This window comes from Luteimonas wenzhouensis, assembly GCF_007859305.1.
Lineage (GTDB): Bacteria > Pseudomonadota > Gammaproteobacteria > Xanthomonadales > Xanthomonadaceae > Luteimonas > Luteimonas wenzhouensis.
In genome coordinates this window covers 144,741-158,132 of the sequence record NZ_VOHE01000006.1, presented here as the reverse complement: position 1 = coordinate 158,132, position 13,392 = coordinate 144,741, and the positions used below count along the sequence as shown (strand labels likewise).

General features: G+C 74.2%; 11 protein-coding genes. All 11 read left to right on the top strand.

Annotation, left to right across the window (positions count from 1 at the left end):
- Positions 1–774 carry a ParA family protein gene (locus FQY79_RS11910; RefSeq protein ID WP_146313123.1) on the top strand — a complete coding sequence of 258 codons (774 nt, stop codon included), beginning with the start codon at positions 1–3 and terminating at the stop codon, positions 772–774.
- Positions 771–1,622, top strand: a complete 852-nt coding sequence (locus FQY79_RS11905) for a chemotaxis protein CheW (RefSeq protein WP_146313122.1) — start codon at positions 771–773, stop codon at positions 1,620–1,622. Before FQY79_RS11910 ends, FQY79_RS11905 begins: the two co-directional genes overlap by 4 nt.
- Before the next feature lie 62 nt (positions 1,623–1,684).
- Positions 1,685–1,996, top strand: a complete 312-nt coding sequence (locus FQY79_RS11900) for an STAS domain-containing protein (protein ID WP_146313121.1) — start codon at positions 1,685–1,687, stop codon at positions 1,994–1,996.
- On the top strand, positions 1,993–2,358 hold the full coding sequence (locus FQY79_RS11895; protein WP_146313120.1) for a response regulator: 366 nt from the start codon (positions 1,993–1,995) through the stop codon (positions 2,356–2,358). Before FQY79_RS11900 ends, FQY79_RS11895 begins: the two co-directional genes overlap by 4 nt.
- The gene (locus FQY79_RS11890; protein ID WP_146313119.1) at positions 2,355–4,355 is read left to right on the top strand and encodes a chemotaxis protein CheA; all 2,001 of its coding nucleotides are present in this window, start codon (positions 2,355–2,357) and stop codon (positions 4,353–4,355) included. The genes FQY79_RS11895 and FQY79_RS11890 overlap by 4 nt, the downstream gene beginning before the upstream one ends.
- Before the next feature lie 37 nt (positions 4,356–4,392).
- Entirely contained in the window at positions 4,393–4,908 is a 516-nt protein-coding gene (locus FQY79_RS11885) for a chemotaxis protein CheW (RefSeq protein ID WP_146313118.1), read from the top strand.
- Between the two features lie 70 nt (positions 4,909–4,978).
- Positions 4,979–7,279, top strand: coding sequence for a methyl-accepting chemotaxis protein (locus tag FQY79_RS15815; protein WP_186760012.1), 2,301 nt, complete (start codon positions 4,979–4,981; stop codon positions 7,277–7,279).
- Between the two features lie 103 nt (positions 7,280–7,382).
- Positions 7,383–9,749: a methyl-accepting chemotaxis protein gene (locus tag FQY79_RS15810; RefSeq protein ID WP_186760010.1), complete on the top strand. Its 2,367-nt coding sequence runs from the start codon at positions 7,383–7,385 to the stop codon at positions 9,747–9,749.
- A 15-nt stretch (positions 9,750–9,764) separates the two neighbouring features.
- On the top strand, positions 9,765–10,520 hold the full coding sequence (locus FQY79_RS11870) for a flagellar brake protein (RefSeq protein WP_146313116.1): 756 nt from the start codon (positions 9,765–9,767) through the stop codon (positions 10,518–10,520).
- An 87-nt stretch (positions 10,521–10,607) separates the two neighbouring features.
- Complete coding sequence (locus FQY79_RS11865) at positions 10,608–10,988, top strand: hypothetical protein (protein WP_146313115.1); 381 nt, start codon at positions 10,608–10,610, stop codon at positions 10,986–10,988.
- 59 nt (positions 10,989–11,047) lie between these two features.
- The gene (locus FQY79_RS15805) at positions 11,048–13,375 is read left to right on the top strand and encodes a methyl-accepting chemotaxis protein (protein WP_146313114.1); all 2,328 of its coding nucleotides are present in this window, start codon (positions 11,048–11,050) and stop codon (positions 13,373–13,375) included.
- Positions 13,376–13,392: the final 17 nt, after the last annotated feature.

Below are 13,392 nucleotides of genomic sequence, written 5' to 3'. Positions count from 1 at the left end.
ATGCACGTCTGGGCGATCGCCAACCAGAAGGGCGGGGTCGGCAAGACCACGACCACCCTGTGCCTGGCCCGCGGGCTGGCACAGGCGGGCCACCGCGTGCTGCTGGTGGACCTGGACCCGCACGCCTCGCTTACCCGGGCCTTCGGCGTACCGGCCAGCCCGCCGCCGAGCGGCACCCACGACCTGTTCACCGGCAGCGGTGCCACCCTGGCCTCGCTGGCCCGGCGCACCGAACTGCCGGGCCTGCAGCTGGTGGCCGCGCAGCCGGCGCTGGCCACCCTGGAGCGGCGCGGCTCCACCCAGCCCGGGCTCGGTCTGGCGCTGGGCCGTGCGCTGCACGGCGCCCATTCCAGCTACGACCACGTGCTGCTCGACTGTCCGCCCACGCTCGGCCTGCTGATGGTCAACGCGCTGGCCGCGGCCGACCGGCTGGTGGTGCCGACCCAGACCGACCCGCTGGCGCTGCACGGCGTGGCCGACATGCTGCGCACCGCGGCGATGGTCGAGCGTTCGCGCCGGCGCCCGCTGCCCCAGCATGTGCTGCCGACCCTGTTCGACCGCCGCACCCGCGCCGGCGTGCAGAGCTTGGCCCAGCTGCACGAACAGTACGCGGACCGCGCCTGGCCCGGTGCGGTGCCGATGGACACCCGGCTGCGCGACGCGCACGCGCTCGCCCGCGAGGGCGAGGTCGGCGGCCGCGGCTACGAGGCCTACGGGCGCGCGCTCAAGTGGCTGCTGGCGCAGGGCGATGCCGCCCAGAGGCGGGCGGCATGAGCGCGGGCGAAGGCGAAGTGGTCGACTACATCGACATGCTGCTGGACGAGGCGCCGGACGGCGCCGTGCCGGCGGCCGCCGCGGCCCAGGACGCCCCCGAACCGCCGGCGCCGACGCCGGCGGACCCGGCACCGCCTGCGGACCCGGCCCCGGCGCCCGCGCCGGCTCCGGCAACGGACCCGGCCATGGACACGACCGCGGACTCGACCGCGGACTCGACCGTGGCCCCGGCCACGGGAGACCCGGCCGCGGGCCCCGCGCCGGGCGCGGCGCCGACGCCGGCCGCGGCGGCGCAGCTGCCGCCCGCCCCGCCGCTCCAGCCCGTGGCACCGCCGTCCGCCGCCGGGCCCGTCCCCGCCACGGCGGCGACGCCGGCGCCCCGGCCTCCGGGCCCCTCCGCGGCGGCCGCCGAGGCGCCGCCCGCCCCGCTCCATGCCGCTCCCGCGCCGCGCTGGCTGCGGGTGCGGGTGGGCGCGGCCAGCTACGCGCTGGAACTGCTGCGGGTGCAGGAAGTGGTGCGGCTGATGCCGATCGTGGCGATGCGCGGCGCCGACCCGGCGGTGCTCGGGGTGATGAACCTGCGCGGCCGGATCGTGCCGGTGTTCGACCTCGGCCTGTGGCTCGGCACCGGGCGCGTGGAGCCGGGCGACCAGGGCCGGATCGTGGTGGTCGAGCGCGACGACGAGTTGATCGGCCTGCTGGTCAGCGCGGTCGAGGACGTGGTCACGCTCGGCCGCGACCGGATCGAGCCGGCGCTGCCCGGCGACGACCGCGGCGTGGTGCTGGGGGTGGCGCGCGTGGGCGACGTGCCGACCGTGCTGTTCGACGCGCACGCGCTGTACCGCTGAGGCGCTCAAGCCCCGCCCGTCGCCGCCGTTAATCCCCTGGACCGCAACCACGTGCCCCGTCCATGACCCAACTGACGCTCCAATCCGATCTCGGGATCGAGCGCGTCGCCGACCTGCAGGCGGCGCTGCAGCCGCACCTGGACGCCGACGCGCCGCTGGAGCTGGCCGGCGACCGGGTCGAGCGCGTGCACGCGGCCGGGCTGCAGCTGCTGCACGCCTTCGTCCGCGACCGCGCCGCGCGCGGCCGCAGGACCACCATCGTCCACCCTTCGCCGGCGCTGGCCGAGGCCGCGCGCCAGCTGGCGCTGGCCGCCAGCCTGGGCGTCGACGGCGACGCCCCCCGTTCCGCAAACGCCCCCGGAGCAACCGCATGAGCAAGCAGCTGCTGGTCGTCGACGATTCGACTTCGATGCGCCAGATGGTGGCCTTCGCCCTGACCTCGGGCGGCTTCCAGGTGAGCGAGGCCGAGGACGGCCAGGCCGCGCTGGAGATCGCGCGCACCCGGTCGTTCGACGCCGTGGTCACCGACGTCAACATGCCGCGCATGGACGGCATCGCCCTGATCCGCGAGCTGCGCCAGCTGCCGGCCTACCGCTTCACCCCGCTGCTGATGCTCACCACCGAGTCGGGCGCGGACAAGAAGATGGAAGGCAAGACCGCCGGCGCCACCGGCTGGCTGGTCAAGCCGTTCGACCCCGAGCAGCTCGTCGCCACGGTGCGCAAGGTCCTGGCCTGAGCATGGACGTCTCCCGCTTCCACGCCGCATTCTTCGAGGAGAGCCGCGAGGGCCTGGACGCGATGGAGAGCGGCCTGCTGTCGCTCGAGTCGGGCGGGGCCGACCCCGAGACGATCAACGTCATCTTCCGCGCGGCGCACTCGATCAAGGGCGGCGCCGCCACCTTCGGCTTCACCGCGGTCACCGACCTGACCCACGTGCTCGAGACCCTGCTCGACGAGGTCCGCGGCGGCCGCCGGGCGCTCGACCGCGACGCGATCGGCGCGCTGCTGTCCTCGGTGGACGTGCTGCGCGGCCTGCTCGCGGCCTGCGAGCACGGCGGCGACGTCGACGCCCCGGCGCTGGGCGCGGCCCGGGCCGCGCTCGACGCGCTGCTCGCCGGCGGCCAGGCGCCCGCGGCGGACGGCGCGGCCGCGGCCGGCGCCGCCGGGACGGACGCCGCGGCGGACGGCGACTGGCGCATCGCCTTCGTCCCCGGCCCGCAGCTGTTCCTGAGCGGCAACGACCCGCTGCGGATCCTGCGCGAGCTCGCCAGCCACGGCGAGATGGGCGTGGAGTGCGTGGACGGGCGGCTGCCGCCGTTCGCCGAGATGGATCCGTTCGAGGCCTACCTGGCCTGGAACCTGACCCTGCCCGGCAGCGTGCCGCGCGCGGCGATCGACGAGGCGTTCGCCTGGGTCGCCGACGAGTGCGAGCTGGACATCGCCACCGTGCCCGCCGGCCGCGCCCCGGCCCCCGCGCCAGCGGCAGGCGCGCCGGCCGCCGCCGCGCCCGCCCAGGACGCCACGGCCCCCGCGGCGCGCCGCAGCACCGACCACGACAATTCGATCCGGGTCGCGGTGGCCAAGGTCGACGCGCTGATCAACCTGGTCGGCGAGCTGGTGATCACCCAGGCCATGCTGCGCCAGCGCACCGAGCACCTGGACCCGGTCGCCAACGAGGCGCTGCTGTCGGGCCTGGTGCAGCTCGAGCGCAACACCCGAGACCTGCAGGAGTCGGTCATGGGCGTGCGCATGCTGCCGGTCGACTTCGCCTTCAGCCGCTTCCCGCGCATGGTCCGCGACCTCGCCACCCGGCTCGAGAAGAAGGTGGTGCTGCGCACCCACGGCGAGGCCACCGAGCTGGACAAGGGCGTGATCGAGAAGATCGTCGACCCGCTGGTGCACCTGGTGCGCAACGCGATCGACCACGGCCTGGAGTCGCCGGCCGAGCGCCGCGCCGCGGGCAAGGACGAGACCGGCACCCTGACCCTGAGCGCGGCCCACCAGGGCGCCAACATCCTGATCGAGATCAGCGACGACGGCCGCGGCCTGGACCGCGAGCGGATCCTGCGCAAGGCCGCCGAACGCGGCATCGCGGTGCCGGACAACCCCAGCGACGGCCAGGTCTGGGACCTGGTGTTCGCGCCGGGCTTCTCCACCCGCGACGAGGCCACCGACCTGTCCGGCCGCGGCGTCGGCATGGACGTGGTGAAGAAGAACATCGCCGCGCTCGGCGGCCAGGTCGAGATCCGCAGCCGCCCCGGCGAAGGCACCACCGTGGCCATCCGCCTGCCGCTGACGATGGCGATCGTCGACGGCATGTCGGTCTCGGCCGGCGGCGAGGTGTTCATCGTGCCGCTGGCCATGGTCGTCGAGTCGCTGCTTCCCGCGCCCGGCCAGGTGCGCACCATCGCCGGCGAGGCGCGGGTGCTGCGCGTGCGCGAGGACTACATCCCGCTGGTCGACCTGGCCGCGCAGTACGGGCTGCAGCCGGCCGAGCGCGGCGAGGACGCGCCGCCGCGCATCGCGGTGGTGGTCGAGGCCGACGGCCGGCGCCTGGCGCTGGAGGTCGACGAGCTGCTCGGCCAGCAGCAGGTCGTGGTCAAGAACCTCGAGTCCAACTACAAGCGCGTCGCCGGCGTGTCCGGCGCCACCATCCTCGGCGACGGCCGCGTGGCACTGATCGTCGACGCGGGCGGGCTCGCCCAGTCGGCGCCGGTGCCGGCGGCCGCCTGATCCCCCAACGCAAGCACCCCATCCAAGGGACCACCCCATGTCCGCATCCGACCAGACCGTCCAAGACGCACCCACCACTCCCGAGGCCGCCGCCGGCGTGGGCAGCGGCGAGTTCCTGACCTTCGTGCTCGGCGAGGAGGAGTACGGCGTCGACATCCTGCAGGTGCAGGAGATCCGCAGCTACGACGCGGTGACCCGGTTGCCCGACGCCCCGGACTACATCAAGGGCGTGATCAACCTGCGCGGGGTGATCGTGCCGGTGGTCGACATGCGGCTGAAGTTCCGCCTGGCCAAGGCCGAGTACAACGCGCTCACGGTGATGATCGTGCTCAACGTCGGCGGCCGCGTGGTCGGCATGGTCGTCGACAGCGTCTCGGACGTCGTCCGGCTGTCGGGCGAGCAGGTCCGGCCGGTGCCGGAGATCGGCGCCACCATCGACCGCCAGTTCCTGACCGGCATCGGCACGCTCGACCAGCGGATGCTGATCCTGCTCGATATCGAGCGCCTGATGGGCCACGAAACCATGGGCCTGGTGGCGGCCGAGGCCGCCTGACGCCCGCCCCGCGCCGCTGCGGCCGGCGACGGCCGCGCGGCGCCGCCCCTCCCCGGGAGCCGACATGCGCATGAACCTTCCCGTCACCCAGCGCGAGTACGTGCTGGAGGACGACGAGCCGCTGGTCTCGCGGACCGACCGGCGCGGTGTGATCGTCTACACCAACGCCGCCTTCGTCCGCGCCAGCGGCTACGCCGAGGCCGAACTGCTCGGCCAGCCGCACAACATCGTGCGCCACCCGGACATGCCGCCGGAGGCGTTCGCCGACCTGTGGCGCACGCTGCAGGCGGGGCGGCCGTGGGTGGGCATGGTCAAGAACCGGCGCAAGGACGGCGACCACTACTGGGTCATGGCCCACGTCACGCCCTACTACGAGGGTGCCGACCACGTGGGCTACATGTCGGTGCGGCGCCGGCCTTCGCGCGACGAGGTCGAAGCGGCCGACCGCGACTACGCCGCGATGCGCGCCGGCAGCAGCCGCCTGCGCGTGCGCCACGGCGCGCGGGTCGTGCCCGACCGCCTGCGCGCGCTCAACCCGCTGTGGCGGATGAGCCTGCGCCAGCGGCTGGCGCTCGCCGCCGCCGGGGTCGGCGGGTTCGGCCTGGCGCTGGTGCTGCTGGCCGCGGCCGGGATCCAGGGGTCGGTGCTCTACGGCCTGGTCGCGCTCGCCACTGCCGCGGCGGGATATTCGGCCTGGTGGCTGGGCAACGACGTGGTCGGCCGGCTGGAGACCGCGGTCGGCCACCTGCGCGACTTCGCCACCGGCCACTACGACCGCGAGATCGCCATCGACCGCAACGACGAGGTCGGCAGGGTCCTGCTCGGGCTGAAGTCGATGCAGGTGCGGCTGGGCTTCGAAATCGAGGATCGCCGCCGCCACGCCGAGCAGATGGCGCGGGTGCAGTGCGCGCTCGACGCCGCGCCCACCAGCGTGATGGTGGCCGGGCCCGACCACGCGATCGTGTACGCCAACCCCGCCGCGCGGGCGATGCTCGCGGCCGCGGCCGACGACGTGCGCGCCAGCTGCCCCGGGGTCGACCCCGGGGCCCTGGAACGCAGCGCCCTGCATGCGCTCGACCCCGACCCGGCCGCGCGCCGGTCGCTGCTCGACGCGCTCACGGCGCCGCATCCCTACCGCGCCGTGCTCGGCAAGCGCACCTTCGACATCACCGTCACCCCGGTGCTGGGCGACAGCGGCGAACGGCTGGGCACGGTGGCCGAATGGCGCGACCGGACCGACGAGCTGGCGCTGGAACGGCAACTCGAGGAAGTGGTCTCCGCGGCCGCGGGCGGCGACTTCAGCCGCCGCCTGCGGCTGCACGGCGCCACCGGCTTCGTGGCCGCGGTTGGCAGCGGCCTGGAACGGCTGATGCAGGCCACCGAACAGAGCCTGCGCGAGACCGCCGCGGTGCTCGACGCGCTCGCCCAGGGCGACCTGCGCCGCCGCATCACCCGCGAGATGCACGGGTTGTTCGGCGAGATGAAGGCCAGCACCAACGCCGCGGTCGACCAGCTCGCGCAGCTGGTCGGCGAGATCCAGGCCGCCACCCTCACCATCGGCCAGGCGGCCGCGGAGATCGCCAGCGGCAACGCCGACCTGTCCACCCGCACCGGCCAGCAGGCGGCCAACCTGCAGGAAACCGCGAGTTCGATGGAACAGCTCACCGCCGCCGTGCAGCGCAACGCGCACAGCGCGCAGCAGGCCGACGAACTGGCGCGCGGCGCCGGCGAGGTAGCCGAGGACGGTGGCCGGGTGGTGGCCGAGGTGGTGGCCACCATGGCCCAGATCAGCGAATCCTCGCAGCGCATCGCCGACATCGTCGGGGTGATCGACGCGATCGCGTTCCAGACCAACATCCTCGCGCTCAACGCCGCGGTCGAGGCCGCGCGCGCCGGCGAGGAAGGCCGCGGCTTCGCGGTGGTGGCCAGCGAGGTGCGCGACCTGGCGCTGCGCTCGGCCGAGGCCGCGCGCGAGATCAAGGCCCTGATCGAGGATTCCACCGCGAAGGTCGGGCTCGGCGCCGAGCGCGTGGACCGCGCCGGCCGGACCATGGCCGGGATCGTGGAGGCGGTGCAGCGCGTCACCGCGATCATGGGCGGCATCACCGCGGCCTCGCGCGAGCAGTCGGCCGGCATCGGCCAAGTCAACCGCGCCGTGGCCCAGCTCGACCAGGCCACCCAGCAGAACGCCGCCCTGGTCGAGGAGGCCTCGGCCGCCGCCAGCAGCCTGCAGGACCAGGCCCGGCACCTGGCCCGCGCGGCCGCGGCCTTCCGCCTGGACGACGGCGACGCGCCGCGGCCCGCTGCCACGCCCGCCGCGCCCGCCCCGGCGCACGTCGCCGCGCCCGCGCCGGACGCCGCGCTCGCCTGAGCGCCCGCGTCCGCGCGCGGACGCGGGCGCGGCCCGGCCCGCCCGGCCAAAGTTTCGCGGCCCGCGGCCGATAGCAGGGTGACGACCCCACCCGGCGGATCCCATGGCCTCCTTCCTCTCGCGCCTCGGCGTTTCCCGCAAGCTTGAGCTGCTCACCCTGCTCGGGACCCTCGCGGTGCTGGTGGTGATGGTGGTGCAGCTGCTCGACGCACGCCGCGCGATGATCGCGGAGAAGGAAGCGGCCACCCGCGGCCTGGTCGAGACCGCGCTCAGCCTGGTCGCGCACTACCACGCCCGCGCCGAGCGCGGCGAGATCAGCGAGCAGGCCGCCCGCGCCGGCGCCGCGGACGCGATCAAGGCCCTGCGCTTCGGCGACGACGACTATTTCTGGATCAACGACCGGCACCCGCGGATGGTGATGCATCCGTTCCGCCCGGAGCTGGACGGCACCGACCTGAGCGACTACGCCGATCCCGACGGCGTGCGACTGTTCGTGGAGATGGTGCGACGGGTGGAGGCCGACGGCGGCGGTTTCGTGCACTACGCCTGGCCGCGCCCGGGCGAGGACCGCCCGGTGCCGAAGATCTCCTACGTGCAGGAGTTCGCGCCCTGGGGCTGGATCATCGGCTCGGGCATCTACGTCGACGACGTGCAGGCCGCGGCCTGGGCCTCGGTGCGCGCGGCGCTGCTGATGCTGGCGCTGGTGCTGGCCTTGCTGCTGTCGGCCTCGTGGATGCTGGCGCGTTCGATCACCCGCCCGGTGCTGCGCGCGGTGGACGCCGCGCACGCCATGGCCCAGGGCCGCCTGGACGTGGACCTGGAGGCCGAAGGCGGCAACGAGACCAGCCGCCTGCTCGGTTCGCTGCACGCGATGCAGCAGGTGCTGCGCCGCTTCACCGACGCCCAGCGCCGGATGCACGAGGCGCACGAAGCCGGCACGATCAGCCACACCCTGCCCGCGGACGAGTTCCCCGGCGTGTACGGGACCATGGCCAGCGGCGTGAACGCACTGGTGGCCTCGCACATCGCGGTGAAGATGCACGTGGTCGACGTGGTCTCGGACTACGCCCGCGGCGACCTGTCGCGCGACCTCGATCGGCTGCCGGGCGAGAAGGCGCGCATCACCGCGGCGGTCGACGCGATCAAGCAGTCGATGCTCGACGCTACCGCCCAGGTGCGGCGCCTGGTCGAGGGCGCGGAAGCCGGCGATTTCTCGCTGCGCGGCGACGCCGGCCGCTTCGAGCACGCCTACCGGGAGATGATCGAGGGCCTCAACCGGCTGATGGCCACCACCGACCAGGGCCTGTCCCGGGTCGGCGGGCTGCTGTCGGCGGTCGCCGGGGGCGACCTGGCGCGGCGGATCGACGACGACATGCCGGGCCGCTTCGGCGAGGTCGCCGCGGCGGCCAACCGCACCGTCGGACAGCTGGCGGAGATCGTGGGCCACATCCGCGAGGGCAGCGACGCGATCAACGCGGCCGCCGGCGAGATCGCCGCCGGCAACGACGACCTGTCGCGCCGCACCGAGCAGCAGGCCGCCAACCTGGAGGAGACAGCCGCCACGATGGAGGAGCTGACCTCCACCGTGCGCCAGAACGCCGAGCACGCGCGCCAGGCCAACCAGCTGGCCATCGGCGCGGTCGACGTCGCCTCCCAGGGCGGCGAGGTCGTCGGGCGCGTGGTCCAGACCATGTCCGCCATCTCCGAGTCCTCCAACCGCATCGCCGACATCATCGGCGTCATCGATGGCATCGCCTTCCAGACCAACATCCTCGCCCTCAACGCCGCGGTCGAGGCCGCCCGCGCCGGCGAGCAGGGGCGCGGATTCGCCGTGGTCGCCGCCGAAGTGCGCTCGCTGGCCCAGCGCTCGGCCGGCGCCGCCAAGGAGATCAAGCAGCTCATCACCGATTCCACCGACAAGGTCCGCCAGGGCAACGAGCTGGTCGACCAGGCCGGCCGCACGATGGGCGAGATCGTCACCAGCGTGAAGCGGGTCACCGACATCATCGCCGACATCTCGGCCGCCTCGCAGGAGCAGAGCGCGGGCATTGAGCAGATCAACCAGGCCATCGCCCAGATGGACGAGACCACGCAGCAGAACGCGGCGCTGGTCGAGGAGGCCACCGCCGCCGCGCGCAGCATGGAGCAGCAGGCCGGACAGCTGGTGCAGACCGTGGCCGTGTTCCGGCTGCAGGACGGCGAGCGGCCGACGGCCGCGAAGCCCGCGCCCGCGTCGGCGGACGTGGCCGCGGGCGACGACCGCGGGCCGGGGCACGCGCCGCGCCCGGCGCCCGCGCCCCCATCGACACCGGCGCCATCGACACCGACACCGACACCGGCACCGCCACCGGTGCCGACCGGGGCACCGGTGGCGGCCGGCGGCCGCGCCGGTCCGGCGCTCCCGGCCCGGCCGGCCCCGCGGCGGACGCCCGTCGCCGCCGACGCCGACGGCGAATGGCTGGAGTTCTGAGCGGGGCCCAGGACGATGCCCGACGCCGACGCCCTCCACCTGCTCGACGACGAGGAACACTCGCCGTTCGCACTGCACGATCCGCAGCAGATCGGGCAGGTGCTGCGTGGGCTGGCCGAGGCCCGGGCGCAGATCGCCACGCGCCTGGTGCCCGGCGGCCACGCCTGCCCGACGGCGCTGCTGGAGGTCCGCGACGACCGCACCCTGGTGCTCGACGGCAACCGCGACGAGGCCATGAACCAGCGGATGGCCGCGGCCACCCGCGTGGTGTGCAGCGCGCAGCTGGACCTGGTGCCGATCCGGTTCCGGCTGTCGACCCCGCGACGCACGCTGCACGAGGACTACGTGGCGTTCACCGCGCCGTGGCCGGCGGCGCTGCTGCGGCTGCAGCGGCGGGAAAGCTACCGGCTGCCGCTGTCGGCCACCGCCACCGCCACGCTGCTGCCGGGCGCGGATGCGGACGGCCGCACGCTGCGGGTGCTGGACCTGAGTGCCGGCGGCCTGGCGCTGGCCGTGCCCGACGACGCGATCCACGGCTTCCAGCCCGGCACCCGGCTGCCGCCGTGCCGGCTGCAGCTGGGCGACGCCGAGCCGGTGCCGGTGGCGGTCGAGGTCGCCTGGACCGCCCGCGACGGCGTCCGCGGCAACACCGCCTGGTGGCGCGCCGGCTGCAGGTTCGCCGAGCTTCCCGCCGCGCTCGAACAGCAGCTGATGCAGTACATCTTCCGGATCGAGCGCCAGCGCAACGCGCGGCTGCGCCGGGGCGGCTGAGCGGCGGCTAAAGTCCCGGCCGGTCCGGCCGCTACAGGGGCAACGGGTGCGCGATCGCCCACCACACCCCACTGGAGTACACCGGACATGACCATCAGGACCACCCGCATCCTGGTCGCGCTGCTCGCGGCCAGCTGTGTTTCCGCCGCCGCCGCCCAGAGCGTCATCCGCCCCGAACACGCCGTCCGCCACGCCGGCCAGACCGGCATGGTCTGCGGCAAGGTGGAGAAGACCCGCTACGCAGAGAACTCGGAAGGCCAGCCGACCTTCCTGCACATGGGCGGCATGTTCCCGCGCCACACCTTCTCCGCGCGCATCCCCCAGGAGCTGCGCGGCCGGTTCCGGCCCACGCCCGAAGAGCTGGAGGGCCGTGACGTGTGCGTGATCGGCACCATCCAGCGCGACGCCAGCCGCGCCGAGATCGCGATCGCGTCGCCCAACGACGTGAAGCTCGCCACGATCGAGTGACCCCGCGGCCCGCTGCCGCGCCCGACCCCGGTCGCCCACCAACGCCAGGCGGAACCACCATGCACGTCATCACGAACATGAAACTCATGCCGAAGCTGATGCTGGCCTTCGGCATCCTCCTGCTGATCATGCTGGTCCAGGGCGCCGGTGCCTACATGGGCATGCGCTCGATGGACCGCACCAGCCAGAGCATCGCCCAGGGCGTGCTGCCGGCCGTCACCCTGGTCGGCCAGACCCGCGGGCTGCTGGGCGAGTACCGGACCGCGTCGTACCGTGGCCTGGTGCGCGCCAGCGAGGCGGCCAAGCAGGAAGCGCGCGAGCGCGCGGTGGCGATCGACGCGCAGCTGGCGCAGAACTTCAAGGACTACGAGCAGTACGTCACCACGGCCCAGGAGCGGCGCATGCTCGAGGAGCTGGTGGCGGCCTGGGCCGCGGCGCGCGCGTCCTACGACTCGGTCAACGAACTGCTCGACCTGGAGCTGCCCGACGACGCGATCGACACCTTCATCGGCCAGACCAGCGGGCTGCACGACGCGACCAGCGCGGCCCTGGCCGCGCTGGCGGACGAGTCCAACCGGATCGCGGCCGCCTCGACCGCCGCCGCCTCGCGCGCCTACGTCGCGTCCAACACCCTGACCCTGACCCTGCTGGTCGCCGGCATCGCCGTGGGCCTGGTGGTGGCCTGGCTGATGGCGCGCAACCTCACCCGGGCCGCGCGCGAAGCGGCCGTGGTGGCCAACGACGTGGCGGCCGGCAAGCTCGACAGCCACATCGACACCCGCCGCGCGGACGAGATCGGCGACCTGTTCAGGGCGATGAAGCGCATGCAGCACGACCTGCGCGAGCGCATCGAGCGCGACCAGGCCGTGGCCAGCGAGAACCTGCGCATCCGCACCGCGCTCGACAGTTCCGGCACCTGCGTGATGATCACCGACGCCCAGCGCCGGGTGATCTACGCCAACCAGGCCGTCGCCGACCTGCTGCGCCAGTACCAGGACGATGTCCACGCCAGCCTGCCGGGGCTCGAGGCCGGCGAACTGGTGGGCACCGCGCTCGACGACTTCCACCAGGATCCCGACCAGCTCGCGGCCCGGCTCGGGCAGCTCGAGGACGTCTACCAGGGCGAGCTGGCGATCGGCCAGGCGCATTTCGGCGAGAACATCGCCCGGGTCGCCGACGCCGACGGCACCCTGCTCGGCTACGTGGTCGAATGGCGCGACCGCACCCCGCAGGTGCGGGTCGAGACCGAGCTGGCGCGGGTAGTCGAGGCCGCGGCCGCCGGCGACCTCTCGCACCGCATCGCGCTGGAGGACAAGCAGGGTTTCTACCTGCAGCTCGCCGGCCTGCTCAACGGCCTGCTGGACGCCAACGCGGCCAGCCTGCAGGAAGTCTCGCGGGTACTCACCGCGCTGGCCCGGGGCGACCTGACCGTGCGCATGGAGGGCGACTACCAGGGCGTGTTCGCGACCATGCGCGACGACGCCAACGCCACCGTCGAGCAACTGACCGCGATCGTCGCCCGGATCCAGGCCGCGGCCGACGCGATCGGCGCGGCCTCGACCGAGATCGCCGCCGGCAACGACGACCTGTCGCGCCGCACCGAGCAGCAGGCCGCCTCGCTCGAGGAAACCGCCTCGTCCATGGAGGAACTCACCTCCACCGTGCGCCAGAACGCCGACAACGCCCGCCAGGCCAACCAGCTGGCCATCGGCGCGGTCGACGTCGCCTCCCAGGGCGGCGAGGTCGTCGGGCGCGTGGTCCAGACCATGTCCGCCATCTCCGAGTCCTCCAACCGCATCGCCGACATCATCGGCGTCATCGATGGCATCGCCTTCCAGACCAACATCCTCGCCCTCAACGCCGCGGTCGAGGCCGCCCGCGCCGGCGAGCAGGGGCGCGGATTCGCCGTGGTCGCCGCCGAAGTGCGCTCGCTGGCCCAGCGCTCGGCCGGCGCCGCCAAGGAGATCAAGCAGCTCATCACCGACTCCACCGACAAGGTCCGCCAGGGCAACGAGCTGGTCGACCAGGCCGGCCGCACGATGGGCGAGATCGTCACCAGCGTGAAGCGGGTCACCGACATCATCGCCGACATCTCGGCCGCCTCGCAGGAGCAGAGCGCGGGCATCGAGCAGATCAACCAGGCCATCGCCCAGATGGACGAGACCACGCAGCAGAACGCGGCGCTGGTCGAGGAGGCCACCGCCGCCGCGCGCAGCATGGAGCAGCAGGCCGGACAGCTGGTGCAGACCGTGGCCGTGTTCCGCGCCCAGCGCGACCGGCAGGCCGCGCCCGCGCCGACGCCCACGCCAACACCCGCGGGCGCGCCGCGCGGCGGCCGCCGGCTGGCGGTCGCGGCCCCGGAAGAGGCGGCCAGCGCGCTGGCCTGACGCCACCGCCGCCCGCC